The 25,472-nt window shown below is 70.5% G+C and carries 26 protein-coding genes and 3 pseudogenes; 14 read left to right on the top strand and 15 right to left on the bottom strand.

The window, feature by feature from the left end; translation table 11 throughout:
- Positions 1–139: 139 nt before the first annotated feature.
- Positions 140–316: pseudogene (locus KUM40_RS22140) on the top strand (site-specific integrase); the annotation flags it as partial.
- A gap of 26 nt (positions 317–342) precedes the next feature.
- Here the strand turns inward: KUM40_RS22140 and KUM40_RS22145 are convergent.
- From KUM40_RS22145 to KUM40_RS22165, 5 genes and pseudogenes are all read right to left on the bottom strand, one after another.
- Positions 343–1,197 carry an SDR family oxidoreductase gene (locus KUM40_RS22145; RefSeq protein WP_217167766.1) on the bottom strand — a complete coding sequence of 285 codons (855 nt, stop codon included), beginning with the start codon at positions 1,195–1,197 and terminating at the stop codon, positions 343–345.
- A 111-nt stretch (positions 1,198–1,308) separates the two neighbouring features.
- Positions 1,309–2,721, bottom strand: coding sequence for an MFS transporter (locus tag KUM40_RS22150; RefSeq protein WP_217167767.1), 1,413 nt, complete (start codon positions 2,719–2,721; stop codon positions 1,309–1,311).
- A 3-nt stretch (positions 2,722–2,724) separates the two neighbouring features.
- Positions 2,725–3,288, bottom strand: a complete 564-nt coding sequence (locus KUM40_RS22155) for a cysteine hydrolase family protein (RefSeq protein ID WP_217167768.1) — start codon at positions 3,286–3,288, stop codon at positions 2,725–2,727.
- A complete protein-coding gene (locus KUM40_RS22160) occupies positions 3,285–3,752 on the bottom strand; it encodes a MarR family winged helix-turn-helix transcriptional regulator (protein ID WP_217167769.1) in 468 nt (155 codons plus the stop codon). The genes KUM40_RS22155 and KUM40_RS22160 overlap by 4 nt, the downstream gene beginning before the upstream one ends.
- 132 nt (positions 3,753–3,884) lie before the next feature.
- A pseudogene (locus tag KUM40_RS22165) lies at positions 3,885–4,138 on the bottom strand (Tn3 family transposase); the annotation flags it as partial.
- 430 nt (positions 4,139–4,568) lie between these two features.
- On the opposite strand from KUM40_RS22165, the gene KUM40_RS41570 reads away from it, so the two are divergent.
- The 7 genes from KUM40_RS41570 (at position 4,569) to KUM40_RS22195 (ending at position 10,221) form a co-directional block, all read left to right on the top strand.
- Entirely contained in the window at positions 4,569–4,934 is a 366-nt protein-coding gene (locus KUM40_RS41570; RefSeq protein ID WP_254395498.1) for a hypothetical protein, read from the top strand.
- A 51-nt stretch (positions 4,935–4,985) separates the two neighbouring features.
- Complete coding sequence (locus KUM40_RS22170; protein ID WP_254395499.1) at positions 4,986–6,122, top strand: sodium:solute symporter; 1,137 nt, start codon at positions 4,986–4,988, stop codon at positions 6,120–6,122.
- 144 nt (positions 6,123–6,266) lie between these two features.
- On the top strand, positions 6,267–6,737 hold the full coding sequence (locus KUM40_RS22175) for a SigE family RNA polymerase sigma factor (protein WP_217167770.1): 471 nt from the start codon (positions 6,267–6,269) through the stop codon (positions 6,735–6,737).
- On the top strand, positions 6,734–6,994 hold the full coding sequence (locus KUM40_RS22180) for a hypothetical protein (RefSeq protein WP_254395500.1): 261 nt from the start codon (positions 6,734–6,736) through the stop codon (positions 6,992–6,994). The genes KUM40_RS22175 and KUM40_RS22180 overlap by 4 nt, the downstream gene beginning before the upstream one ends.
- A 152-nt stretch (positions 6,995–7,146) precedes the next feature.
- On the top strand, positions 7,147–7,395 hold the full coding sequence (locus KUM40_RS22185) for a hypothetical protein (protein ID WP_217167771.1): 249 nt from the start codon (positions 7,147–7,149) through the stop codon (positions 7,393–7,395).
- Positions 7,396–7,405: 10 nt separating this feature from the next.
- Positions 7,406–9,709, top strand: a complete 2,304-nt coding sequence (locus KUM40_RS22190; RefSeq protein WP_217167772.1) for a cation-translocating P-type ATPase — start codon at positions 7,406–7,408, stop codon at positions 9,707–9,709.
- Positions 9,706–10,221: a copper chaperone PCu(A)C gene (locus KUM40_RS22195; protein WP_217167773.1), complete on the top strand. Its 516-nt coding sequence runs from the start codon at positions 9,706–9,708 to the stop codon at positions 10,219–10,221. The genes KUM40_RS22190 and KUM40_RS22195 overlap by 4 nt, the downstream gene beginning before the upstream one ends.
- Before the next feature lie 31 nt (positions 10,222–10,252).
- On the opposite strand, the gene KUM40_RS22200 is transcribed toward KUM40_RS22195, so the two are convergent.
- Complete coding sequence (locus tag KUM40_RS22200; protein ID WP_217167774.1) at positions 10,253–10,492, bottom strand: hypothetical protein; 240 nt, start codon at positions 10,490–10,492, stop codon at positions 10,253–10,255.
- Between the two features lie 225 nt (positions 10,493–10,717).
- On the opposite strand from KUM40_RS22200, the gene KUM40_RS22205 reads away from it, so the two are divergent.
- Positions 10,718–11,971 carry a sensor domain-containing protein gene (locus KUM40_RS22205; RefSeq protein WP_308401233.1) on the top strand — a complete coding sequence of 418 codons (1,254 nt, stop codon included), beginning with the start codon at positions 10,718–10,720 and terminating at the stop codon, positions 11,969–11,971.
- Positions 11,959–12,615 (top strand): response regulator transcription factor, encoded by a 657-nt coding sequence (locus KUM40_RS22210; protein ID WP_217167776.1) that lies wholly within the window; start codon positions 11,959–11,961, stop codon positions 12,613–12,615. The genes KUM40_RS22205 and KUM40_RS22210 overlap by 13 nt, the downstream gene beginning before the upstream one ends.
- Positions 12,616–12,637: 22 nt before the next feature.
- Here KUM40_RS22210 and KUM40_RS22215 read toward each other — a convergent pair whose 3' ends face one another.
- The 6 genes from KUM40_RS22215 to KUM40_RS22240 form a co-directional block, all read right to left on the bottom strand.
- Positions 12,638–13,102, bottom strand: a complete 465-nt coding sequence (locus KUM40_RS22215; protein ID WP_217167777.1) for an ATP-binding protein — start codon at positions 13,100–13,102, stop codon at positions 12,638–12,640.
- A 65-nt stretch (positions 13,103–13,167) separates the two neighbouring features.
- The gene (locus KUM40_RS22220) at positions 13,168–13,899 is read right to left on the bottom strand and encodes a DUF1775 domain-containing protein (protein ID WP_217167778.1); all 732 of its coding nucleotides are present in this window, start codon (positions 13,897–13,899) and stop codon (positions 13,168–13,170) included.
- A 53-nt stretch (positions 13,900–13,952) separates the two neighbouring features.
- Positions 13,953–15,500 carry a YncE family protein gene (locus KUM40_RS22225; RefSeq protein WP_217167779.1) on the bottom strand — a complete coding sequence of 516 codons (1,548 nt, stop codon included), beginning with the start codon at positions 15,498–15,500 and terminating at the stop codon, positions 13,953–13,955.
- A 128-nt stretch (positions 15,501–15,628) separates the two neighbouring features.
- A complete protein-coding gene (locus KUM40_RS22230; protein ID WP_217167780.1) occupies positions 15,629–16,327 on the bottom strand; it encodes a hypothetical protein in 699 nt (232 codons plus the stop codon).
- Positions 16,312–16,893 (bottom strand): sigma-70 family RNA polymerase sigma factor, encoded by a 582-nt coding sequence (locus KUM40_RS22235; protein ID WP_308401207.1) that lies wholly within the window; start codon positions 16,891–16,893, stop codon positions 16,312–16,314. The genes KUM40_RS22230 and KUM40_RS22235 overlap by 16 nt, the downstream gene beginning before the upstream one ends.
- 305 nt (positions 16,894–17,198) lie before the next feature.
- On the bottom strand, positions 17,199–18,500 hold the full coding sequence (locus KUM40_RS22240) for a dicarboxylate/amino acid:cation symporter (RefSeq protein WP_217167782.1): 1,302 nt from the start codon (positions 18,498–18,500) through the stop codon (positions 17,199–17,201).
- A 186-nt stretch (positions 18,501–18,686) separates the two neighbouring features.
- Here KUM40_RS22240 and KUM40_RS22245 point away from each other — a divergent pair, with 186 nt between their 5' ends.
- A complete protein-coding gene (locus tag KUM40_RS22245) occupies positions 18,687–19,694 on the top strand; it encodes a D-cysteine desulfhydrase (protein WP_217167783.1) in 1,008 nt (335 codons plus the stop codon).
- A complete protein-coding gene (locus tag KUM40_RS22250; protein ID WP_217167784.1) occupies positions 19,691–20,428 on the top strand; it encodes an aspartate/glutamate racemase family protein in 738 nt (245 codons plus the stop codon). Before KUM40_RS22245 ends, KUM40_RS22250 begins: the two co-directional genes overlap by 4 nt.
- Positions 20,429–20,509: 81 nt before the next feature.
- Here the strand turns inward: KUM40_RS22250 and KUM40_RS22255 are convergent, their stop codons facing one another.
- The gene (locus KUM40_RS22255) at positions 20,510–21,415 is read right to left on the bottom strand and encodes a LysR family transcriptional regulator (RefSeq protein WP_217167785.1); all 906 of its coding nucleotides are present in this window, start codon (positions 21,413–21,415) and stop codon (positions 20,510–20,512) included.
- 435 nt (positions 21,416–21,850) lie between these two features.
- Between KUM40_RS22255 and KUM40_RS41575 the strand changes: the two genes are divergently transcribed.
- Complete coding sequence (locus tag KUM40_RS41575) at positions 21,851–22,087, top strand: hypothetical protein (RefSeq protein ID WP_254395502.1); 237 nt, start codon at positions 21,851–21,853, stop codon at positions 22,085–22,087.
- A gap of 215 nt (positions 22,088–22,302) precedes the next feature.
- Here the strand turns inward: KUM40_RS41575 and KUM40_RS22265 are convergent, their stop codons facing one another.
- The gene (locus KUM40_RS22265) at positions 22,303–23,427 is read right to left on the bottom strand and encodes a YeiH family protein (RefSeq protein ID WP_254395503.1); all 1,125 of its coding nucleotides are present in this window, start codon (positions 23,425–23,427) and stop codon (positions 22,303–22,305) included.
- A 119-nt stretch (positions 23,428–23,546) separates the two neighbouring features.
- Between KUM40_RS22265 and KUM40_RS22270 the strand changes: the two genes are divergently transcribed.
- Positions 23,547–24,449, top strand: coding sequence for a LysR family transcriptional regulator (locus KUM40_RS22270; protein ID WP_217167786.1), 903 nt, complete (start codon positions 23,547–23,549; stop codon positions 24,447–24,449).
- A 143-nt stretch (positions 24,450–24,592) separates the two neighbouring features.
- Here the strand turns inward: KUM40_RS22270 and KUM40_RS41580 are convergent.
- Positions 24,593–24,963, bottom strand: a pseudogene (locus tag KUM40_RS41580) (DUF6009 family protein).
- Positions 24,964–25,472: the final 509 nt, after the last annotated feature.

Here is a 25,472-nt window from a genome sequence, read left to right on the forward strand (position 1 = left end):
GTCGATTCGGGCAACGGTAGGCACGGGGCTTCGCCGAAGCTACGCGAGAAGGCAGTGGCCCGGTAGGTACGTTCTCTGCATGACGTCATAGGCGGCGGGTATGGCCGACGAGGCGTTCTCCGCCCGTCGGGGCACGTGGCACAAGTACCGCCACTCCTCGCTCACGCACTTGGGCGAGCGGGGTGCATCGTTGCTGATGCTGATGGCCAAGTCCCGCCATAAGAAGCCGGAGAACGTCCGCCGCTATTTCAAACCGTCGCCGGAGGCGATCGCGGAGCTGACCGGCTTGCTTGCGCCGGGCGACGCGCGGCGCTGACGGCAAGGGCCACGAGCCGGGTCAGTTCACAAGGCCGCTCGCACCGCGATGCTGAGGGAGGTCACCGGGCGGGCGAGGAGATCGGTGAGGTTCGTCGAGTCGCCGTCGAGCAGGCCGGCGGCGACGTCGCTCTCCAGGCGTACGAGGAAACTGGCAGTGTTCTCGTCCATGCCGCTTTGGAGGAGGATCTGCCGGAACTCCTGCGGCGTGACGGTCCTGGGCTCGACCGCCGCGCCCGACACCTCGGAGATGGTGCGCGCCAGGTCGGCGTAGGTGAAGGGCTCACCGCCCATCTCGAGTGTCACGTTGCCCTCGTAGTCGGTCAGCAGGGCCTGGCCGTCGGCCTCCGCGAAGTCCGCCCGCGTCGCGGCCGCGATGCGTCCGTCGCCGCCGGCGTGCAGGAGTACTCCGCGAGCGATGTAGCGGGGCACCTCGGTCGTGTAGTTCTCGGTGTACCAGCCGTGCCGCAGAATCGTGTGGGTGACGCCGGATTCGGCCAGCATCTCCTCCGTGGCCTTGTGCTCGGGCGCGAGGACCATCGGGTTGTCGGTCGCGCGCAGGACCGATGTGTAGTAGACGCGGCCGACACCGGCTGCCTTCGCAGCTTCGATGACGTTGCGGTGCTGGGGTACCCGCTTGCCCACCTCGCTGCCGGAGATGAACAGCAGGCGGTCCACACCGTCGAAGGCGGCTTCGAGTGCTTCCCGGTCGTCGTAGTCCGCGGTGCGGACGACGACGCCGCGTACGGCGAACGGGGCGGCCCTGTCCGCGTCGCGTACGACGGCGGTGATCGAGGCGGGCTCGACGTTCTTGGCCAGCAGCTGGTCGATGACCAGGGTGCCGAGCTGTCCGGTCGCAGCGGTGACAGCGTATGTCGTCATGGTGCTGATCCTTCGAGAGGTTGTGGGGTTTCGAGTTCGAGGTCGGGGTGCATGGTCTGCTTGGACTGCTGGTGCGGTGATGTGTTCGCCGCACCGTGCGGGAGCGGTGCCTCAGTTCTGCACGGGCTCCGCGGGTGTTTCGGCCGTGAGTGAGGTCCTGGGGATGCGGGGGTCGGCGAGGCTGATCAGGAGGAGTGCCGCGCCCAGGGCGGCGAAGACGATCGCGAAGAGGATGATGCCGCCGTCGGTCGCGCCGTCGGGGAAGGTGGCGCCGATGAGGCCGGTGGCGATGAACCCTCCGATGTAGGAGGCGGTCCGGTAGAACCCGCTGTTCACGCCGATCTGGTCGGGTGTGCTCTTCAGGTAGAGCATGGCCTGGTTGCCGACGTTGCCCAGTCCCATCGCGACGCCCAGGAAGGCCATCGCGATCACGGGCCAGACGAGCCGGTCCTGGGCGCCGGACAGCCACAGGAATCCCCCGCCGGCCACGACGAAGACCGCCGTACCCACGAGCATCAGCCGGATCGAGTGGCTCTTGCCGAGCATCAGGGCGACCACGGCGCTCATGACCGACATCGGCAGCATCAGCAGGCCGATCCCGCCCGGATCGACGCCGCGGGCCTCCTCCAGCCACTGCCCCACGCCGTACAGCGCGCCGTACATGACGGTGAAGGTCATGATCAGGCGCACGTAGGTGCGCCGCAGGGCTCCGTTCCTCGCGAGCATCCGCACATCCACCAGGGGGGAACGCTGCCGCCGCTCCCAGTACGCCAGCGCGAGAGCGACTCCCGCGAAGACGGCGAGCAGCCACCAGCGGGGATCGGCCAGGTCGCTGAGAAACCCGAGCAGGGCGGTCATCAGGCCGGCGAACAGCAGGATTCCGACCGGATCCATGTGCTGGGTGAACGAGGCGCTGCGGTCCCGGCGGTCCAGAGCGCCCCGAGGTACGAACACCAGGGTGGCGATGAGACTCACCACGGCCAGCGGCACGTTGATGACGAACACCGACCGCCAGCCGAAGCCGGCGACCAGGGCGCCGCCGAGCGGCAGCCCGATGGCCGCTGTCACCTGGCCGGCGGCCGCGACCAGGCTGAGGATCCGGCTGGGGAGGGGAACCTCCGCAGCCTCGGCCTTGAGATTGATCATCATCATCGCCGTCGGATAGGCCGCGGAGGTCCCCAGACCGATGATCAGACGGGAGACCACCAGCCAGGAGATGTTCGGCGTCACCCAGCCGACCGCGCCGCCGATCCCGACCAGCACGATGCCGGACATGAACACCGACCGTGCCCCGTAGCGGGTGGCCAGCCTCCCCATCAGCGGCTGGCAGATAGCGCTGACCAGGTACAGCGCGGACACGAGCAGGGCTGTCTGGACCGCGGTCACGCCGAGGTCGTCCGCGATGCTCACCAGCGCGGTGGCGATGATGGACGAGTTGATCGGGTTGAGGGTGACTCCGAACAGGAGGGTCCAGGTGAACCCGCGGCTGAAGACGCGGCTTTCCGGGGTGGTGGTCCGCGCCACGGCTCAGTCCCGCGTCCGACGCAGGGCCGCGAGGACGTCCGCGGTGGTGCCGGTCTCGGCGATGGCCGGCAGCGCGAGCGTGAGGCTGAGCCGGCCCCGTTCGGCGCTCAAATCCGTGACCGCGTCCGTGGGGACGGTGACGGAGTACCCCGCGTCGTAGGCCGACCTGGCCGTGGACTCCACACCCATCCCGGTCGCGATGCCGGTGACCACGACGTTGGTCACCGCCCGGTCGGCGAGCAGCCCGGTGACGTCTGCGGAGGTGAAGGCGCTCAGTGCCTTCTTCGCCACCCGCAGGTCCGTCTCGGTAACCGGAAGCCGCTCGTCCAGGACGGCGAAGTCGGCCGGGGGCTCGCCGCCGGGCAGCGGCACCTCGGTGCGCCCTGCGGGACGCCCGAGGGCGGTCACCCAGATGACCGGCAGCCCGGCCGCATGGAAGGCGTCGGCCAGCTCCGCTGTCCGCTCGACGATCCGCCGGGCGTCCTCGGCCTCGGCCAGGGCGAGGATGCCGTTCTGGAGGTCGATCGCGATCAGCGCACTGACGGGGTCGATCCTGGTGATGCTCATGATGGTCCCTTCGATGACGGGGTGGTGTCGGGGTCGAGGAGGCGCCGCAGCAGGACGACCGCGTCGGCCAGCTGCCGCTGCTCGGCCGGGCTGAGCTGGCCGACGAGCCGACCCCGCAGCCAGTCCGCCTTGTGGGCGCGCAGCGCCTCGATGGCGGCGCTGCCCTCGTCCGTCAGATCCAGCCTGCGGCGACGGCCGTCGCGCGGATCGGGCGACACGGCGACCAGACCCGCGTCGACCAGTGCGGAGACCGTGCTGCTCATCGACTGAGGGCTCACGTACTCCGCCCGGGCCAGCTCGGCACTGGTCGCACCCGGTGCCTGATGCAGCCGGGCCAACACGGTCTGCTGCGACAGGGTGAGATCGCCGACAGCCTGCGACTCGCCGCTCAGACGACGCGTATATGCCCATATCAGGGCACGGATGTCCTCGGACAGCTCGGCAGGATTCACGGCATTTGACATACTTGCAATATACATATCTTCAGGGAAACTGACAAGTTTCATGGAGTATTCCCGCGTATCGGGAGGGACGGGAGGGAGCAGACGAGCATCGAACGGTGGTCTCCACCTGACCGGGAGGGAGGCCAGGACCCCTCACCCCTCGTTGGTGGCGTTCCTGTCCCGCAGAGGTCTCAGCCCCCAGGCAGACCGGGGAGCTGGAAGGAGTACCTGCCGAGCACGTTCACGTGGTGGCGGACGAACGGAGAGGGGCGGGCGATGTCCTCGTCGCGGACGTCGAAGCCGTCCGCACAGAGTTGGGCGACGGCAGCGTCCACGCACCTGGTGTCGAACAGCACGAGCGCGTTCAGGACCAGGCCAAGTGCGCCGATCCGGCCCTCCATGCCGTCCGCCTTGCACCTGCACACACCAGACCCCGCTCACCAGCGTTGAACGAGCGCCGTCGGTTTCCTGCGACTTGATCGACCGGACAGGTCGTAGTCGTCGAGGATGCTGTGCGTCTCAGGGAGTGCGGTCCTGTCCTGCCGCCGGGAGAGACAGCGGTCGGGCCGGTGACACCTCTGCGTCGATGGTCTGTTCATTGGCTGAAATCAGTGGTTCACTCGTGAGCGGTCAGGGTCGATCTCGCTCGATGCTGATGTCTTCCGGCCTGCCGACGGTCTCCTGGCACGGGGTTCGCGTCCGGTAGTTGCTCGGTGACCCGTGAGGGTTTACCACGACTCGGCGGTGTTTCCTCCTGGCGGCGCAGGTCGTCGCTCACGGGAACGGAACCGGCTGCGCTCCGGACTGACATCGCGTCACTTCGAGCGTGGAGGAGCCATGAACAACCCTGGCGCTGTCATCACCTGCTCGACCGTCGTGCTCGTCGGCTCAGCGGTCGCCCTGCGTGCCGCCCGCCCGGCATCGCGGAGCGCCGGCGCCGGGACGGAGCTCGAGGACTGGGCGCTGGCCGGCCGCGGGCAGGGCAGCGGTCTTCTCTGGTGTCTCCTCGGCGGCACCGTGTACACGGCGTACACGTTCACCGCCGTACCGGGCGCCGTCTCCACCTCCGGCGGCATCGGCTTCTACGCCCTGCCCTACACGGTGATCATCTGCGCGATCGGCTTCGTCCTGCTGCCCCGGCTGGCAGCGACGGCGCGAGCGCACGGGCACGTCACCGTCGCCGACTTCGTACGGGTGCGCTAAGGGTCGTCGCTGCTCGCGCTCGCCGTCGCGCTGACCGGCATCTTCGCGCTGATGCCGTACATAGCGCTTCAGCTCCTCGGCCTGCGTGCCGTGCTCAGCGTGCTGGGCATGCGGCAGGACGGACTCACGGGCGACGCGGCACTCACCGCCGTGTTCGCCGTGCCGGCCGTCTCCACCTACCGATACGGTCTGCGAGCATCCGGCCTCGTCTCGGTCGTCAAGGCGGTGCTGGTCGTCGGTGCGACCGTGGCCGTCGCCTGCCTCGTCGTGACCGGCCTCGGGTCACCGGCGGATCTCTTCGCCCGCGCCAATGCCGCGTTCTCGAGGGCCGAGGGCACTGCCGCACTCGTGCCGGACACCTCGCTGGCACCGGCGTACGCCTCCCTCGCCGTCGGCTCGGCTCTGGCATTGTTCGCCTTCCCGCACGTTCTCCAGGTCGGCTTCTCCGCCCGATCGGGTCATGTGCTGCGCAGAACGTCCGTCACCCTCTTCGGGTGGACGGCGATGCTCGGCCTGTTCGCGCTCTTCGGCATAGCGGCGCTCGCGGCGGGAGTGAGCCCCCCTCGGGGGCGCAGCGAACTCGCTGTTCCGCTGCTCGTCCTCGACCTCGCTCCGGGATGGGCGGCCGGGCTGATACTGGGCGCCATCGTCGTGGCGGCGCTTGTGCCGGCCGCGGTCATGTCCATCGGCGCGGCGACACTCTTCGCGAGGAACATCTACCTGGAGTTCGTCAACCCTACGGCCACCGTGGCACAGGTGACCCGGATGGCCCGGCTGATGTCCCTGGTCGTCAAGGTGGGGGCCCTGGCCTTCGCGCTGGGCGTGCGCGACCAGCAGGCCATCAACCTGCATCTGCTGGGGGCGGTGTGGGTCCTTCAGATCCTGCCCTCGATCGTGCTGGGACTTCCGCACCGCACACCGCACCGCGTCTCCCTGTTCTCCGGCTGGCTGCTCGGCATGGTGGTCGGCACCACGCTGGTGGGCCGGGGAAGTTTCTCCTCACTCGTGCGGCTCTCGTTCGGACCCTTCGACGTTCAGGTGTACGCGGGTGTCGTCGGCCTCGCCGTCAACCTCCTGGTGGTGGCACTGACCAGCCCCTTGCTGGACCGCCTCGGCGTGCCACGCGGACTGTCCGGGCTGCTGAGACCGTCTGACGCCGCCGTACGCGGGGACGGGGTGGCCAAGTGAGGGAGACGGACAAGCCCTGGTGTCGTACGGACGGCCCCACGACGGTGCTCGGGGATCACACCCCCCGGTCCCCCGGGCACCCCCGGGACCCCGGCCGTCACCGAACCGGGCGTCGACCTGCGCGACGTCGAGCGGGAGACCGCGATGATCCGCCTCTTCGACGGGCATCACGCCCAACTGGTGCGGCTGGCTGTGCTGCTGGGCGCCGACCAGGACGCCGAGGACGTCGTGGCGGAGGCCTTCTGCGTGCTGCACAGCCGTTGGTACAGACTGCGTGCGCCCCAGTCCGCAGCCGCGTACCTTCGTTCCGTGGTGTGCAACCTGGTCCGGATGCGGATACGGCGTCTGCAGATCTCACGCCGCCACGCGGCCGTGCGGCTCGACCCCATCGCCTCCGCAGAGTCGACGGCGATGCTGCACGAGGACCAGCGGCAGGTCGTCGACGCTCTGAAGAAGCTGCCCGTGCGGCAGAGGGAGGCTCTGGTGCTGCGGTACTGGATGGATCTGAAGGAACGGGAGATCGCCGACGCGATGGGCATCAGCAACGGCGCGGTGAAGTCGCACATCTCCCGTGGCATGCACGCGCTGTCGCGTGCCATGGGGACACGTCGATGAGTGTGGAAGACCCCGAGGCCCGATTGCGCGAGACCCTCGACTCGCTCGCCTCCACGGTGGTGCCGTCGCCGGACGCCTATGCCCGCGCGCGAAGGCAGTGGCAGCGCCGGGACCGTCGCCGGCGGCTGCTCATGCTGGTGCTCGCCCTGCTGATCGTGGCCGTCGCCGACATCGTGGGGCTCTGGGCACTGAACTCCCTCAGCGAACCGGCTCCGGCGCCGCTTCAGGAACGGATCGACGTCGTCGTCCAGCCCTGAGAGGCGATTCCGCTCGGCGGCCACCGCAGCACGGACTGGCTGTGATGTGCGCCACACCCCCGTCGAGGAACTCGCGACCCGGACCTCCCGACTCCTCAAGCGACACGGCTCAATCCGTTCGACGCCGTGCAACGCGACCTGGAGAACCTGCGATGGCCGAGTCCCGACAAAAGTCCCCGGAGACGGGCGCACCGGCACGAGCACTGGCGCCGCCACCGGTTCTGTACGGCTTTCTCCTGCTGCTGGCGCTGATGTTCACGGTGTCGTACGCCGTCGGGTCGGCCGCCGGCCCCGTCTCACCCGGCATGTCGGGCTCGTCGGACACCGGCGTCGAAGTGCCCCCCGGGAACAGCGGCGGAGGCGGCGGGGGCCAGGACACGGACATGGGCGGGATGGGCTGAGGAGGCACCGATGGACACCGAACCCGCACCCTCCGGCCCCGTGACCACGACTGTGACCACCGACCTGACCGTCGGCGGCATGACCTGCGCGGCCTGTGTGAATCGCGTCGAGAAGAAGCTGGGCAGGCTGGAAGGGGTCACGGCGAGCGTCAATCTGGCGACCGGCCGCGCCCGGGTCGAGCACCCGCCGGACATCGGCGCGCAGGAACTCGTCGCGGCCGTGGAGAAGGCCGGTTACACCGCCGCGCTCCCGCCACCGCCCCGCGAGGCGCGGCCCGCGGGCGACGCCGGCGGCCCCACGGGCACGGGCGAGGACGAAGGCGAGGGCGAGGTCGCCCGGCAGGAACGTCACAGGCTTGTGGTCACCGCGCTGCTCTCGGTGCCGGTGCTCGTGGTGTCGATGGTGCCCGCGTTGCAGTTCCTCAACTGGCAGTGGCTGTGCTTCGCGCTCACCGCTCCCGTCGTCGTCTGGAGCGCGTGGCCGTTCCATGTGCGGGCCCTGCGTGGGCTGCGGCACTCGGCCGCGACCATGGACACCCTGGTGTCGCTGGGTGTGGTGGCCTCCTTCACCTGGTCCACCTACGCGCTGTTCCTGGGCGGTGCCGGGGAGCCGGGCATGGAGATGGCCTTCTCCCTCGTACCCGGCGCCGCCACGGACACCCCGGCGATCTACCTCGAAGCGACCGTCAGTGTCCCGTTGTTCGTGCTCGCCGGCCGCTTCCTGGAGGCACGGGCACGACGCGGGACCGGCGAGGCGCTGCGCTCGCTGGCCCGGCTGACGGCCAAGGAGGTGTCGGTCCGCGAGAACGGCACCGAGCGGCTCGTCCCCGTGGAGGAGCTGACGGTCGGGCAGGTCTTCGTGGTGCGCCCCGGTGAGCGGGCGGCCACCGACGGAGAGGTCGTGAGCGGCAGTTCCGCCGTGGATCTGTCCCTGGTCACCGGCGAGAGCGAACCGGTCGAGGTGGGACCGGGCTCGGCCGTGGTCGGCGGCGCCGTCAACGCCGGCGGGCTGCTGCTCGTGCGGGCCACCGCCGTCGGCGCCGACACCCAGCTCGCCCGCATCGCACAGCTGGTGACCGACGCCCAGGCCGGCAAGGCGAAGGCCCAGCGGCTGGCGGACCGGGTCGCCGGGTTCTTCGTCCCGGTGGTGCTGGCCCTGGCCGTGACCACGCTGGGCTTCTGGCTGGGCGCCGGAGCCGACGCCCAGCCGGCCGTCACCGCGTGCGTCGCCGTCCTGGTCGTGGCCTGCCCCTGCGCCCTCGGTCTGGCCACGCCCACCGCGCTCATGGCGGCCACCGGACGCGGCGCCCAGATCGGCCTACTCGTGAAGGGGCCGCAGGCTCTGGAGGGCTTGCAGCACCTCGACGCGGTCGTGCTGGACAAGACCGGCACCCTCACCTCCGGACACATGAGCGTCGCCCGGGTGACGGCGGTTCCCGGCGGGCCGGACGGCAGCGCCGTACTGCGGCTGGCCGGTGCGGTGGAGCAGGGATCGGAGCATCCGCTGGGCCGCGCGATCGCCGGGCACGCCCGCCGGGAGGCTCCCGGTGCGGCCCTTCCCGAGGTGCGCGGCTTCCGGGCGCTGACCGGGCGCGGGGTGTCCGGGCGGGTGGAGGACCACCTGGTGGAGGTCCTCGCGCCCGGCGACGACCTGCCCGGCCCGCTGGCCGAGGCGCTGTCGGTGGCCGAGAGTGCCGCGCACACCCCGGTGCTGGTGCGCGTGGACGGCGTGGACCTGGCCCTGATCGAGGTCGGTGACGTCGTACGGGCCGGCAGCTACCGCGCCGTGGACCGGCTGCGGCGGCTGGGAGTGCGCCCCGTACTCGCCACCGGCGACCGGGAGGCACCCGCCCGCGCCGTCGCCGACGCCCTCGGCATCGACGACGTGTACGCCCGCCGCAGCCCCGAGGACAAGGCCGGTCTGGTCCGTGAGCTGCGGGAACAGGGGTATCGGGTCGCGGTCGTCGGCGACGGGGTGAACGACGCCGCGGCACTCGCGGGCGCCGACCTCGGCATCGCCATGGGCAGCGGCACGGACGTGGCCATCGGGGCCGCAGACGTGACACTGTCCCGTGGCGACATCGACGCCCTCGCCGACGCGGTCCAACTCTCGCGGCACACCCTGCACACCATTCGGACCAACCTGGTGTGGGCCTTCGGCTACAACGTGGTGACCGTGCCGCTCGCCATGGTCGGCCTGCTCAATCCCATGCTGGCCGCCGCGGCAATGTCGGTGAGCTCCCTGCTGGTGGTCGGCAACAGTCTGCGGCTGCGCGCCTGGCAGCCCGCACCCGCACGGAGGCGGATCCGATGACCCGACTTACCTGGCGGCTCTCCCGTCGCCGGCTGACCGACACCGCGCTGGCCGCAGCAGCCCCCGTCGTCGCGTGCGGCATCGCCCTCGGCGCTCTGACCGCCTGGGCCGGCGCGGGCGGGGCGGGCAGCCCGACCGTGCGGATCAACGTGTCCTACGGCCGGGTCTTCCTGCCGTTCGGCGAGACGACGGAGACGTCCGCCTACTTCGACATCACCAACACCGGTGACACCGACGACCGCCTGGTCGCGGTGACCCACTCGGGCGAGGAGGCCGGCCTCAGCCGGCACGTCATGACACCCAGCGGAGCCGCCTCCAAGAAGTCCCTGAACTCGGTCGACGTGTCGGCCGGCACCAGCCTGTCCATGTCTCCGCACGGCGTGGACGTGACACTGACGGCACGGCCCGACTGGCGCCCCGGCGACCTCGTCCGGTTCACCCTGCGCTTCGAACGCCGCGGCACCGTCGACGCCCTCGCGGTGGTGACGCCGCCTGGCGCCCCGAACGCGTGAGCCGCCCGCCGCCGGGGCACGCTCCGGCGGCTCAGGGACCGCTGCGCAGCCGGCGTACGGCCAGCACGGTGGCGCACAGCACGGTGACGGCACCCGCGACCAGGTGCACCCCGGTGCCGGCCCCGGTGTAGGAGGCCACCGTGTTGCCGACGACGCTGCCCACGAGGACCACCCAGAGCACGGCGCGGGCCACTCCCCCGTCGCCGTCGCTCTCCGGTGCCGTACCGCGGACGGAGACCGGCGGAAGATGTGCGGGGTCCGGGTGTCTCATGGCTGCTCCGTGATGTATGAGGAGAAACGGTGCGTTGCCTTGGACGTTACGGACCGACGTGCTCCGCGCCGATCCCTCAGGCGGCCGGATCGGTGGTAGAGCAGGCTGTACCTTTTCCCCCGTCCCTCCACATGTGCCGCCACGGTGCATAGGCTGACGACGTACTGGTGGGCCGGTGAAAGGCGAAACGTGACCGCCCGGCACAAACACATCCCGGCGGCCCGGATCCGGCCCGGCTCGGGTCAGTCCTGGAAAGAGGCCGTCGGCGGCGCCGTGTCCGCCGCGCTGGCCGCGCTCAGGCAGCTCGCGGGCGGCTTCGGCACGGCCCTGCTCGCCCTGGCGCTCCTCGCCCTTCTCGCGCTGACGGCCGTCGCCTGCCTGGCGGGTGTCGGTCTGCTGCTCGCGCCAGCCATGCTGCGCGCCCTGCACGCGCTCACCCGCCGCGAACGCGCCCGCCTGTCACGCCGCGGCGTCGAGATCGTCGCCCCGGATCCGGCGCCCACCCGGCTGCGGCTCGCTCTGGCCGACGACACCACCCGACGTGAGCTGCGCTGGCTGACGGTCCATGCCACGTTCGGCCTGCTCACCGGGCTGACCGGAGTGCTGCTGCCCGCCGTCGCCGTCCAGGACACCACCTACCCCCTGCTGTGGCTGATCTCCCCCTTGGGACCCACGAGCACGTCCTTGGGATTCGCAGCGGCGGACTCGTGGGCGCAGGCGTGTCTGGCGTCCCTGCTGGGTGTGGGGTGGATCGCCGTCGTCCTGGGTCTGGCGCCCGGTCTCGCGCGCCTGCAGTCCCGGCCGGCCGTGCGTCTCCTCGCGGCCGGTCCGGGCACCGATCTCTCCCTGCGGATCGCCGAGCTGACCGCGACGCGGGCCGCGGCGCTGGACGCCCACGCCGTCGAACTGCGCCGGATCGAGCGGTCCCTGCACGACGGCACGCAGAACCGCCTGGTCAGCGTCACTGTGCTGCTCGGCGCGGCCCGCCGCATGGTGGCCCGGGACCCGGCGGGCGCCGGGGAACTCCTCGAACGCGCCCAGTCCGCCGCCGAGCAGGCGCTGTCCGAGCTGCGGGCAGTCGCGCGCGGCATCCTGCCGCCCGTACTGGCCGACCGGGGACTGACCGGAGCACTCTCCGGCCTGGCCGCGAACAGCGCGGTGCCCTGCCGGACGGACGTCGACCTGCCGGAGCGGTGCCCCGCGTCGGTCGAGGCGAGCGCCTACTTCGTGGTGGCCGAGGCCCTCACCAACATCGCCAAGCACAGCGGTGCCACCCGCGCCGCCGTCGCCGTGCGCAGCCGGGGCGGCCGGCTCCTGCTGCGCGTGGAGGACGACGGCCGAGGCGGCGCCGACGAGGCGGGCGGATCCGGGCTGACCGGTGTCCGGCGCCGTATCGCGGCACACGACGGTGTGCTGCGCCTGACCAGTCCGCACGGCGGACCGACTGTTCTCGAGGTGGATTTCCCATGCGGATCGTGATGGCGGAGGACGACCCGCTGCTGCGCGAAGGACTGGCGCTGCTGCTGCGCGCGGAGTCGCTGGACGTGGTCGCCAAGGTGGGTACGGCCGACGCCGTACTCGACGCCATCGACGCCCACCGGCCCGATGTCGCCATCCTCGACGTGCGGATGCCGCCGACACACACCGACGAGGGCATCAGGGCGGCCGTCGAAGCGCGCCGTCGTCACCCGGGGCTCGCCGTCCTCGTGCTGTCCGCGTACGTGGAGCAGAGCTTCGCCACCGATCTACTCACCGGCGGCGTCGGCGGCATCGGCTACCTCCTCAAGGAGCGCGTCGGGCGGGTGGAGGAGTTCCTCGACGCCCTGCACAGGGTGGCCGACGGCGGTACCGCCATCGACCCCGAGGTCGTCTCGCAGCTGTTCACCCGCTCACGCCAGGACGTGCGCCTCGAACGCCTCACGCCGCGTGAGCGGGACGTACTGGCGCTGATGGCGGAGGGGTTGGGCAACATCGCGATCGCCGGGCGCCTGTTCGTCACGGACGGTGCCGTCCACAAGCACATCCGCAACATCTTCGCCAAGCTGGACCTGGCACCGAACCAGCAGGTGGACCGGCGGGTCGCCGCGATCCTGCACTACCTGGAGAACGCCCGCCGCCGCTGACACTCCCCTTTCACCGGACACGTCACCCCGGCCGGTGCTCGGGCCCGCGTCGGCCGGCGACCCCGACGACCGCGCTCACCCGCCGCCCCCAGGGCTGCAGGGACGTCTCGGTCCGGTCGGCAAGGCACCCGACGATGTCCAGGCCACGCCCGCACTCGTCCACGGGCGGTGCGGGGCGCGGCGACGGCTCACCGTGGTCCGTGACGTCGATGCGCAGCGTGTCACCGGCCAGGGCGAGTGTGACCGCCAGGTCCGACCGGCCGTGCCGCACCGCGTTGGTGGTGAGTTCGCTCACGATGAGCACGGCCGTCTCGACCTCCTCCCGCCGAACTCCCCAGTGGGCCAGCACGACGGAGGTGAAGTGGCGCGTCGCCCGGACGCATTGCTCGCGGGCCCGCATGACCACTCCGGCCCGCCTCGGGGCGAGGCCCGTGTCCGGGAGAGGACCGGTGTCACCGTTGTCGGGTACCAGTGCTGTGTGGGACATCGGGTTGCCTTTTCGGGAGTCGGGGCGAAACCGTGGCCGAGCGTCCTGGCAGTTCGAGCGGGGACCTACAGGTGCGAGCCGCTCTGCGCCGCCCTGCGCCGTCGCAGTACGGCGGTGGCGAGCGCGGCAGCCACGGCGACTCCCGCCCCGATCACCGCGACCAGACCCGCGGACGAGCCGGAGTCGGACTCCTCGGATGCGGCCTGTGCGGGTGACGCCGCGTCGACGGAGGGAGCGGGGACGGATTCGGAAGCGCCCGGCTGCGCGGCGCCGTCGGCGGACCCGGGGGGCGGGGAGGCCTCGGGGTCGACGACGAGGACCGGTGCGGGGAACTCCGGTTCCTCGGCGCCGGTCTGCTTCTCGTTCCAGGCGACGGAGGTGCCGTTGGAGTAGGTCTGTTCCGTGTTGAAGGTCAGGGAGTACCGGTCCGGTATCGGGCCGACGTTCGCCTGGAAGGTCTCGCTCTGGGCGGGCTTGATCTCGTGGCCCGCCTCCGCCGTCCAGACCAGCTGGGTGCCCTTGTCGCCGGTCCCGGGGAGCGTCTCCTGGTTCCATCCGTCGAGGGCCGGCACGGAGGTGATCATGAGGTCCTTGGGGACATCGACCGTGACGCGGACGGTGGTGGCTTCGGCCAGTTCGCTGGGCACGCGGAACTGGAGCGTGGCGGGCTTGCCCGGGATGACCTCACCGATGACCCGGACGTGGGCCGTGGCGGCAGTCGCCGAGAGCAGGACCGCGCCCGCCGCGCCGGCGACAGTGATCAGTGGGGTGATGTGCCGTCGGGTGCGGCGGGACATGGCAACGTCCTCTCAGTCCGGGGTCGGTGTCGGTGTCGGCGTCAGGGCCGGGGTCAGCAGCAGTCGCAGTACAGGAGGTCGGCGGTCTTCACGCCGTGGCTGTGACCGCTGGCCTGGGAGGCGAAGGCCGCCTTCTGGACGGGGGTCACCGCGCCCTTGACCTCGACGGCGATGCTCTCGCCGTTGAAGTCGCCGAAGGAGAGGGCCATGGGCGTCTTGCCCTCCTTGTCGGTGGGGAACGTCCGCAGGAGGGTCTTCTTGCCGTTCTCGGCCACGGAGTAGGCCTTGTAGACGGTGTCCGCCTTGAGCCCCCGCGCCTGGAGCTGGATCATGTCCAGTCCGCTCACCGGGCGGATGGTGGCCTCCAGGACCCGGCCCTTGACCGGGTCCAGGATGTCGCCGCGCTTGCCGTTCGGCAGCGTGGTCGGCACGTCGTGGGCCTGCTGGCCCAGTCCCTGGTGGCCGAGGTTGGGTGCGCTGCCGGGTCGGTTGGTGGCGCGGGGGGCGTAGACGATGGCCTGGGGTTCCTGGCCGGACGCGATGGTGTGAACCACCTTGTTGGTGACCGTGTCGATGACGTCGACCGCGTCGGACTTCTCCAGGCCGACGTAGAGGCGGGAGCCGTCGCCGCTTGCCCAGGCGCCGTGCGGGGCGTGTCCACCGTTCTTGATCTTGGTGATGAGCTTGGGGACGCCGTGGGTCCGCTTGTAGACCCAGGTCTCGTCGAGCCCGCCCATGGTCAGGTAGACGAACTTCCCCTTGCGGTTGTCGACGAACTGCGGGTGGTTGGTGTCGGGGCCGGTGTTGAGCACCGTGACGACCTCGTTGCGCTTCAGGTCGACGACGCTGATCTTGCCGTCCCGCTTGTGCGAGACCCAGATCCGCTTGCCGTCCGGGGAGATGGCCTGGTCGGAGGAGAAGGTGGCACCGAGCCCGGTGATGCGGTCCGTGATCCGGTGGGAGCGCACGTCGATGACGTCGACTTCGGCCTTGCTGGTGAAGTTGACGTACGCGTGCTTGCCGTCGGGGCTCATGAGCACCTTGGAGGGGCCGTCGCCGACGCGCACGGTGCCCGTGACGCCGCCGTGCCTGGTGTCGACGATGGAGATCGTGTCCCGGCCGCGGTTGGCGACCCAGAACTCCTTGCCGTCGGCGGTGAAGCTGCCCTCGTGGGCGGCGCGGCCCACATCGGTGGTGTTGAGGACCTTGTTGGTCCTGGTGTCGACCATGTGGACGGTGTTGCTCGTGACGCTCACCACCGCCAGCAGCCGGCGGTCCGGCGAGAAGGCCAGGCCGTGCACCCCGGAGTCACCGCTGTACTGGGGGCTGAAGGTGCTGCCCACCCGCTGGTCGCCCAGGGCGATGGTACCCAGGGTCTTGTTGGTCGAGGGGTCGATGACCGACACCGTGTTGGACGACTGGTCGGCCGTGTAGAGCCGGTCCCGGCCCGAGATCGGGATGGGACGGTGCTTGTCCGTGGCGCCGGCCTTGGACACCGCCGGTTCGGGACTGGCCTGCGCCATGGAAGCGGCCGCGACACCGCCGCCCCCGACTCCCAGCGTGGCGATCAGCATCCATGTTGCACGACGCGCAGTAGACATTTCTCGTCTCCATTGTCTGTTGACTGACTTGCTTTCGGGCAGAGCGGAGCGCCGGGGTGTGTTTCGGGTACGGCGGACCGCCCGAGCGCCCCGGTGAATCCGGCGTCAGTTGGTACGGACTCCGGCTGTCAGGCCGGCCGGGAAGCGGACGGGGAAGGCGGCGGCACGATGATGTGGGTCACCACGTTCCCCGACTCGTCCTCGACCAGCAGGGCGGTGATGGTGTCCCTGCGCATGGCCGTCATCATGCGGGTGGACACGTCCGCGTCGGAATCGGCCCGAACGCTGCCGCCCGGCATGCGCGTGCCCTCGGCGTTGACGGTCATCATCCGGTAGGTCTGGCCCTTCTTGAGCCCCGACAGCACGACCGGCACCTCGGTTCCCCCGGGGCGCTCGACCATCCTTCCGTCACGGGCCAGCACCACCGCCGCCGTCGTGGCGGGCGGCTGGTCCTGGTCCAGCGTGAGCGGGACGACCACCGCGGCCGCCGTGACGAAGGCGGCGGACACGCCCAGGGCGATACGGCGCCGGTACCGGGGGGGCCTGGCGGCGGGCTTCGGGTCGGCCACGATCCGGCGGATACGGTCCCCGAGGTCGCTGGAGGGCCGTGTGCGCGTAGCCGGAGTCCGCGCCCCCGTCCAGTCGGCGAACGGGTCGACCCGTCGCATCGTACGGACCACGTCCTCGGCCTCGGCGGCCTCGCGGGCGCAGTCGGGGCACTGGTCGACGTGCTGGGAAAGTTCCTCCGGCAGGGGTGTCCCGAGCAGCAGGTGTTCGGTCAGGAGCGGCCGGAAGGGGACGCATGCCTTGTTCATGGTGCCAGCCACCCGTTCTCCTCGAGGATGAGCCGCAGCGACCGCACGCCGTAGTACAGCCGGCTGCGCATGGTGGACGCCGGGACCCCCAGCTCCTCACCCAGTTCGGCGCAGGTACGGCCGCCGAAGTACACCTCCACCACCGCCTCCCTGTGCTGCGCGCTCAGCCGCTCCAGCGCCTCCCCCAGCTGGATCCGCTCGAGGAGCTGATCGACGGGGTCGAACGCCGAGGACGACTCGGACACGGCGTCCCACGACGAGAAGCCGGTCCCTTCACGGACCTTGCGCCGCCTGATGGCGTCCACCACCGCGTTCCGGGCGATGGCGAACAGCCAGGTACGCATGGATCCCTGACTCGGGTCGTAACCGCGGGGCGACTTCCAGGCACGGACGAAGGTCTCCTGGACGACGTCCTCGGCGAGCTGCCGGTCGTCCAGTGCCTTGAACGCGAACCCGAAGAGTTCACCGCCGTAGAGATCGTAGGCGGCCTGTACCTCGCGGTCGGTGCGCAGTGCGGTCGGCTCGGCGTCCTTCGACGCGAACCGTCCGCGCAGCCACTTCACGGGGCTACCGCTCACCGACACGGCCATCCGTATCCGATCCGAGCCAGAAGGCCATGGTGCCGTCCATTTCCGCCAGACGATGTGGTCATCAGGGGATACGCAGGTCCCGACATCGGTGTTGAAGGGGCCGAAATATTTGTTGGTACGGCCGAAAACACGCAGGTCACATCCTTGCATTCACTGATCGTCGGTGTACTGGAAACGTGAACGGCCCGAGCACCGCGGTAGCGGTGGCACGGGCCCGGTCACGGTCACAGGATGGGTGCGGCGGTGCCGACGCGGCTGGATCACAGGCATCGGCGGCGGGTCGTGGGCCGCGGTCAGGCCTCCACCCGCTCGCCGACGGGCCCGGCCGTCTTCGCCCGGTCGGCGAAACGGCCCTCCGACTTCGCGATCACGAGAGCGGCGAGCGAGTTGCCGGTGACGTTCAGACCGGTCCGTGCCATGTCGACCACGAAGTCGACGGCCAGCAGGATGGCGATCCCCTCCGCGGGCAGGCCGATCGTCGAACCCGCGGAGAAGAGCACGACGATCGAGGCCGAGGGGACGCCCGCGATGCCCTTGGTCAGCAGCATCAGCACCAGCAAAGTGGTGAGCAGGCGAGGAACCGTCAGCTCCACGCCGTAGGCGTGGGCGAGGAAGACGACCGCCAGCCCCTCGTACATCGTGGCGCCGTCGGCGTTGAAGGAGTAGCCCAGGGGCAGGGTGAACGAGGAGACCTTGCGGTCCACGCCGAACTTGTCGAGCCGCTCGATCAGGGGGGCCAGGACCACCTCGGAGCTGCGCGTCACGAACGACAGGAACAGCAGGTCCCCGACCGCGCGCAGCATCCGGACGTAGGGCACCCGGAACACCATCGCGATGATGGGGAACAGCACGAGGAGCACCACGAGGACGGCGGCGTAGAAGACGAGGACGAACACCGCCAGCTTCACCACCAGGTCCCAGCCGTAGTGGGCGGTGTTGTACGCGACGAACGCGACGACGGCCAGCGGGGTCAGCTTGATGATCCAGGTGATCATCTGGAACATAGCGTCGGCGACGGCGTCGAACACGGCGACCACGGGCCGGGCCTTGTCGCCGATCTTGGTCAGTGCCATCCCGAGGAAGACCGCGAAGAAGAGGATCGACAGCAGTTCCCCCTCGCCGGCCGAAGCGAAGACGTTCTCGGGAATGATGTGGAGGAACAGGTTCTTCAGATCGACGCTGTGGCCTATGCCTTCCGTGTCGGCGGGATCGACCGATCCCAGGTTCGTGCCCTTTCCAATACCCGACACGAAGGCGACGAACAGAGTGAATGCCAGAATCACCGTCGTGACGATCTCGAAGTAGAGCAGCGCCTTGGTCGCCATACGGCCCACCGTCTTCGCCGACTCCATCCGCGCCACGGACACGACGATGAGCGGGAAGATCAGCGGGACGATGGTCATCTTGATCAGTCGGATGAAGCCGTCGCCGACGATCTTCAGCTCGTCGGCGACGGCCGGCGCGACCACCCCGAGCAGGGCTCCGACCACGAGCGCGATCAGAACCTGCACGCCGAGTGGCGGCAGCTTGAGCTTTCGTCTGCGGCTCTCGGCGGGCGCGTCATTCTCCGCGACGACTGTTCCTGTATGCGACACGAGCAATACTTCCTTTCCCTTGCCGGTGAGGAGACATTTGGCGGGATCCCGCCCCCCAGGTCAAGGAGAAGGAACTCCTCATGCGTTCTGTGCATAGCCCTTGCTGAAACCGACATTGGACAGCGGATCACTCGGCGGCTTAACTGTTGACACATTCGCCCGAGGAAACCTGAAGAGGAGCATTCCATGGTCCAGACGGCACGTTTCGCGCGGTTTCCGCTGGGACATTTCCCGACCGCCCTCGAACCGATGGAGCGGCTGACCGACCACCTGCGGGAGAGCCACGCCTCGGTGCCCAACCTGTGGATCAAGCGTGACGACTGCACGGGTCTCGCGACCGGCGGCAACAAGACGCGGAAGCTGGAGTTCCTGGTCGGTGAGGCGATCCAGCAGGGCGCCGACGTCGTCATCACCCAGGGCGCGACGCAGTCCAACCACGCCCGGCAGACCGCCGCGGCGGCCGTCCGCGCCGGCATGAAGTGCAAGCTGTTCCTCGAGAAGCGCCAGACACGGGACGCGGAGTACGAACTCTCCGGCAACGTGCTCCTGGACGAACTGCTCGGAGCGGAGGTCGTCGAGCGCGTACCGGCCGGCACCGACATGCAGGAGGCCATGGAGATGCTGGCCGACGAGCTGCGCGCCAACGGCAGGCGCCCGTACGTGATTCCCGGCGGCGGTTCCAACCCGCTGGGGGCGGTGGGCTACGTCCAGTGCGCGCAGGAGCTGGAGGCGGCTCCCGTCGCCGTCGACTGGGTGGTGCACGGCACCGGGAGCACGGGGACCCAGGCCGGCCTCGTCGCCGGTCTGCGGGCGATGCACAGCCCGGCGAAAGTGCTCGGGATCAGTGTGCGGCAGCCGGAGGAGGCCCAGATCTCCGCCGTACTGGGCCTGGCGGAACGCACGGCGGCCCTCATCGGGGCCGAGGGCGCGGTCACGCGGGACGACATCCTGGTCGACGACCGCTGGGTCGGCGGCGGCTACGGCGTACCGACGGACACCATGATCGAGGCGGTCCGCCTCGTCGCCTCCACCGAAGGTGTCCTGCTCGATCCCGTCTACTCGGGCAAGGGCTTCGCCGGCCTGCTGGGCAACATAGCCGAAGGCCGCTTCGCCACCGACGACAACGTCGTCTTCCTGCACACCGGCGGGAGCGCGGCGCTGTTCGGCTACCGGTCCACGTTCCAGACGCCATGAGCGGGCACGACCACCTGGTGGGCATCCTCGGCGGCATGGGGCCGGCCGCCACCGCCGAGTTCTACACCAAACTCGTCCGCCGCACGCCGGTCACCCGCGACCAGGACCACCTCCGGGTCGCGATCTGGGCCGACCCGACCGTCCCCGACCGCGTCGGGGCCGTACTCGGCGGCACCACCGACCCCTACCCCGCGATGCTGGCCGGTGCTCGGCGGCTGCGCGACCTCGGCGCGACCGTCGCCGTGATGCCGTGCCACACCGCGCACGTCTTCCTGCCCGCCCTCGTCAGGGACTCGGGTCTGCGGTTCCTGGACATGGTCGCCGAGACGGTGGCCGAACTGGAGCGGCGGCCCGGTGCGTCCGGCGGCGTCGGCCTGCTCGGCACCCGCGCGACGCTGGCCTCGGGCCTCTACCAGCGGCGGCTGCGGGAAGAACGGTTCGACGTCGTACTGCCCGAGGAACCGGCCCAGTTGCAGGTCGACCTCGCGATCCGGAAGGTCAAGCAGGGCAACCCCGAGGCGGCCGGCCGGCACCTCGACAACGCGGTGCGCGCGATGGCCCGAACCGACGCCCGCACGATCGTCCTGGCCTGCACCGAACTCCCCCTGGCGGCACGGCACCTGACCTCGACGGGCGGCACGGACCTCCTCGATCCCACCGACCTGCTGGCCGACGCGGTGATCCGGGAGTGCAGTGCCCCGCCGCCCGCGGCGAAGCACCGGAAGGCCGGCTAGAACCGAAGGCGGGAACCGAAGACCAGAACCGGAGGCGGGCCGGGGCCCGTCCGGCGACCTGATCCGCCGGGCAGGCCCCGGTCAGGAGCCGGTCATCGCCAGTTCGGCGGCTCGGTGCCAGATGGCGGCCGCACGCGAGGGCACCTTGTCGCTCGGCACGCGGTAGAGCCGGATCTCGAGTCTGGCGGTCAGCGACGGGTCACCGACCTGCCGCAGGGACCCGGCGGCCAGTTCGGCGCTCACCAGCCGGCCGGGCAGCCAGCCGACTCCCAGACCCGCGCCGATGAGCGCCGCGAGTCCGGAGGTGAAGTCGCTCTGCGCAACGGGCGTGAGGTGCAGGTCCCGCTCCGCCAGGACGCGTTCGGTCACGCGGCCGAGGAAGGCACCCTGGCTGTGCGTGACCACGGGGACGGGACGGGCGGCGGTACCGGGCAGCGAGAAGTCGGGGTGCCCGCCGCTCACCGAGGTGTACGGGGCCAGCACGTCCTCCGCCAGCACCATCCACTCGACGTCGGCGACCGGGATGCTCAGCGGCAGGGACGGATCCGCGTAGGCGAGCAGCAGGTCGCAGCCGCCGTGGAACAGCGCGTCGTAGGCGTCGAGCGTGTTGGACGGCAGCAGTACGCACGGCACGGGCCCCTGCTCGCCGCAACGCGCCCACCACTGGGCGAAGAACGTCGTGGCCAGCGTGTGGGTGACCGCGACCCGCACGGCGCCTCGCGGTGCCCGTTGCCGACCGCGGATCTCGTCACGGACCGCGCCGATGGCCGCCACGGTCTCGATCGCACCGGCCCGGACCTTGGCACCCGCCGGCGTCAGGCTCACGGGATAGGTCGAGCGGTCCACCAGCGGCTCACCGAACCAGATCTCCAGCGCGCGGATCCGGCGGCTGAAGGCGGGCTGGCTCACGTGCTGCGCCTCCGCGGCGCGCGTGAAGCTGCCGTGCTCGACGAGTGCGAGGAAACTTTCCAGCCAGCCGATGTCCACGCGCGGAGTCTAGCGAGACCGCGCGCGGACGGCCGCAGGCAAGCGGACGACAACGTTTGGCCAATGGCTCTCGGAGACTACGGGTTCCATCGCCCCGGCCCGGGACGGAGCGACGCCACACCACCGGCGGCACACGATTGGGCCCACCCATGCACGGGATCACGGATGCGGTCGGCGTCCGCCCCGCCCGGATCCCGCGTCGCGCACCGGACACCGACCGCGACAGGTGGTTGTTCACCGTGGTCCGGAACCTGGTCACCGACCACCACCGGGCCGTGCAGCTCAGGTCCCTGAAACTGATGCCGGCGGAAGAACTCGACGCCGTCCTGGAGAGCCCGGACCACGACCTCACGCTCCACGTGGTGCGCAGCGCGCTGCTGGACCTCAACGAGCAGCGGACCGTGATCGGGATCGTGTACTGCCTGGAAGTACACCGTGACCCAGGCCGCGGAACACCTCGGCATCCCGCCCGGCACCGTCAAGAGCCGCGCCTTCTACGCCGTACGGGCCCTGCGCAAGGCCTTGGAGGACCGGGGCGTTCCGGTCGGCTCAGCCAACACACACTTTCCCGGGTGGGCCGAGGCTCCCCCGGCTCAGCGAACACAGCGTGACCGCGGCGGTGAGCAGGAGGAGAAGCCCTGCACCGGCAACGCCCCTGACGCCGTGGCGTAACGCGCCGACAGCAGGCCCGCGCCGCCCGGAAGTTCCAGAGCGCCCATCCCCCGGCACGCCCCCCGGGGGAAAGCCGCACGCGGCACAGCCGTCAGCGCGATATTCACCGGGGTGTCTCCCTCTCCTTGCCACATGGCTCGGCCGACCGTGGCCCAAGGCACGAGCACTCGGCCAAGAGGGACACGTTGGGGCTTGAGGAGACGCGGCCGTGCGCGTCACAGGGAGGACGTCAGGTACTGCAACAGGAGGCTGGTGGCCGAGACCACGATCCACAGACAGGCTCCCAGCAGAAGCGGCCGGGGGCCGGCACGGCGCAGCCCGCGCAGGTCGGTCGTCAGGCCGATCGCGGAGAGCGCCGCGGTGATCAGGAAGACGCACAGCGTGGTGAGGCCCGAGTGGGCCCGGGACGGGATGAGCCCGAGGGTGTTGACCAGAGCGGTCAGCAGGAATCCGACGAGGAACCAGGGCACCAGCTTCAGGACGTTCAGGCGCGGGGCGTGACCCGGGCCGTCGGTGCCCAGAGTGTCGGTGCCCAGGGCGAGGGCGCGGCGCTTGGTCAGCGCGGCCAGCCACAGACAGATCGGGATGATCAGGAGGGTCCGCGTGAGCTTGACGACGACCGCGTACTGCCCGGCCTCGTCTCCGTAGGTGGCGGCGGCGGCCACGACCGACGACGTGTCGTTGACCGCGGTACCGGCGAAGAGTCCGAAGGCCTGCTGGCTCATGTCCAGCAGGTGGCCCAGGAGCGGGAAGACGAGCACCGCGACGATGTTGAACAGGAAGATCGTCGACACCGCGTAGGCGACCTCCGCGCTCGCGGCTCCGATGACCGGAGTGACCGCCGCGATCGCGGAAGCGCCGCAGATGCTGGTGCCGACGCCGATCAGGGTGCGCAGGTCACGTGCGATGCCCAGCCGGCGTCCGACGAAGTATGCGGCGGCCAGACAGGCCACCAGCGACCCCAGCATGACCGGCAGCGAACTTCCCCCGACCCGCACGACCTGAGTGAGCGAGAGCTGGCATCCGAGCAGCACGACCGACAGTTGCAGTACGAACGTGCTCGCCGTGGTGAGTCCCGGCCGAAGCCGCTTTCCCGGTCGCCGCGCCGCCGACAGGGCGACACCGATGACGATGCCGGCGACCGGGCCTCCGACCAGGGGGAACCAGCCGCCCACCACGGTGGCCACCGCGGCGATGGCCACGGCGACTGCCAGCCCCGGCAGCCGCTCCACGAGCCGCCGCGACCACGGGCCGCCGGATGCGGCGGCCTCCGCTCCGGTGGTCCGCTCCGTGGTCGCCCCGGTCCGGTCGGGGGCCGTACTGCCGCTGTCGTCGCTCATGGCCTCACTGTGGGCAGCCCTCTGACCAGGCCGGTAGCCCCCTCATGGTGAGGAGGTCATAAACAAGGGGAATGACTCCACCGGCTGACTGACCGCACGGCCGTTCATACGCTTGTGCCATGAGTGGTCTGCCGGATGTCGAAGCGCTGCGGCTGCTGGTTCTCGTCGGAGAACTGGGCAGCCTGGGCAAGGCGGCCGCCGAGCTCGGTATCGCCCAGCCCTCGGCGAGCAAGCGGGTGGCGACCCTGGAGCGCAGGCTGGGCCTGGCGCTCATCGAACGCACCCGGCGCGGGTCGACTCTGACGACGGACGGTCAGGCGGTGGCCGGCCGGTCGCAGCGCGTCCTGGACGAACTCACGGCGCTCATGGCGGACGTGGAGGCCCAGCGCGGCAGGCTCAACGGCACCCTGCGGGTGGCGGCCAGCATGACGGTGGCGGAGTACCTGGCCCCGTCCTGGATCGGCGAACTATGCCGAACCCACCCGCACCTGCATGTCGGTCTGCAGGTCACCAACAGTGAGCATGTCCCGGAGCTGCTCCGCAGCGGTGCGGTGGAAATCGGGTTCGTCGAGTCCCCTCACGTCCCCCGCGGCCTGACCTGCACAACAGTGGCCACCGACAGCCTGATCGTCGTGGTGGCGCCCGCCCACCCCTGGGCGCGGCGCCGCAGCCCCCTGGTGGCCGCTGAACTCGCCGCCACCGCCCTGGTCGTCCGCGAACGCGGCTCGGGCACCCGGGACGCCCTGGAGCGGGCCCTGCGCCGGGCCGGGGCGGGGGAAACCCGTCCGCTGCTGGAACTGGGCTCGGCGGCCGCCGTACGTGGGGCCGTGATCGCGGGAACCGCGCCGGCGGTGATCAGTGAACTCGCCGTGGGAACGGACATAGCCGACGGCCGGCTCGTGCAAGTGAGCATTGAGGGCGTCGAACTGCGCCGCGTTCTGCGGGCGGTGTGGCCTTCGGGACGGTCCCTGATCGGCCCTGCCGCCGACCTGCTCACCGTCGCCGCACGGCGGCGGGAGTAACCGGGTGCGGCCCGTCCGATCGGGACGGACCGTACCCGGGCGGCACAGTCTCCTGGGGGAGTAGAGGCGTGCCGCTGCGGGCGAACACGACGCCCTCGCAAACGGATACGCACGCCTCACGCAACCTGTTGAAGGAGGTCGCCTCACAACGGCAGGGTTATGCCCGGTTCCCGCATGACGGTCGAAGGAGGCCCGCCCTCCGAGCGTTCGGTCTTGTAGCCCCTGATACGGGCCTCGATGGTGCGGGGGTCGACGGCTTCGGCCGGCGCGCCATGGCGTAGAGGCCCTCGGGCTCGGCGTCACGGTCGTGGGGCAGCAGCCAGAAGACCCGTCGGCGGAACGTGCCGGACGAACGGGGCGCATTCGCCCTGGGACTCAACCGGGCGTAACCGACCATGCGGCCGTCACGGTGATGCGCCGGTTTGCCACCACGAGTGGGCAGCCGGTCCAGGCTCTGGCGAACGTTGTCGAGCGGCCCGACGTCGGGCGGCGCATGGTGCCCTGGGAGATGCAGTGGGCTGCCAGGTTGTCGGCCAGGGTCTCTTCGACATCAGGGTGCCGGTAGTCGTTGAGCAGTGTGCTGGCGATGGTCGGCGCGTGTTTACGTGCGGCCGCGGGAGCCTCGGCGACTGTAAAGACGGCTGAGGCGCAGGCAAGTGCCTTGGCGTCCGTGTCCTTGGGGTGGTTCGGTGTGGGGCGGGAACGCGCCTTGGGAACGGCGTCATTGCGGTAGGCAAGGGCCAGACAGTCTGCTGCGCGGCGTGGTGGTCGCCTACCGGGTCATCGGGGATGCTGCAGCCGCCGCTGTCGTTCGTCGAGGTGTGGGCACAACACCTGAACCTTCGCAGCGAGTTGACCACGAACCTCGCTGAAGACGCTCACACCACAACAACGAGCCGCATCCCGGGAAGCAACACCTTGATTCTCTGCGAGCCCTGAGGGCGCAGTCCAGGGCGGCGCACAGGGCGGACACCGATGCCGTAGGCAGTTCGAGGCCGGCCCGCTCGACGAGCAGGCGGCGCA

Source organism: Streptomyces sp. AC512_CC834, assembly GCF_019049325.1.
Lineage (GTDB): Bacteria > Actinomycetota > Actinomycetes > Streptomycetales > Streptomycetaceae > Streptomyces.